Origin of the sequence: Staphylococcus simiae (assembly GCF_002902085.1) — a bacterium.
GTDB classification, from domain to species: Bacteria; Bacillota; Bacilli; order Staphylococcales; family Staphylococcaceae; genus Staphylococcus; species Staphylococcus simiae.
In genome coordinates this window covers 1-312 of the sequence record NZ_PPQR01000151.1, presented here as the reverse complement: position 1 = coordinate 312, position 312 = coordinate 1, and the positions used below count along the sequence as shown (strand labels likewise).

Here is a 312-nt window from a genome sequence, read left to right as displayed (position 1 = left end):
CCAGGGTTTAAGTTTGGATTGAATTCGCGTTTTGTTTCAAATGGTACTTCTTCTGTTCTTGTTTCTGGCGTACCTGTTTTTGGTCCGTGTTTTGTCACATCGTCAACTGGTGGTGTTACCACTTCACCTGTTTCTGGATTTTTAACACCTGGTTTACCTGGATGTTCTTCTGTTGAATCTGTTGGTAAGTTTGGATCGAACTCATCTTTGTGATCTTGCGGTACTTTTTCGCCACCGAACTCAATAATCTTATCTACTGGTTGTTTAGTGATTTCTTCTGTTGGTTGTCCTTCACCAATTTTTTCTCCTGTG

1 protein-coding gene is annotated in these 312 nt (G+C 40.4%); it reads right to left on the bottom strand.

The features are described from left to right. A partial coding sequence (locus CD113_RS12425; RefSeq protein WP_206167429.1) for an E domain-containing protein occupies window positions 1–312 on the bottom strand: 312 nt, incomplete at both ends.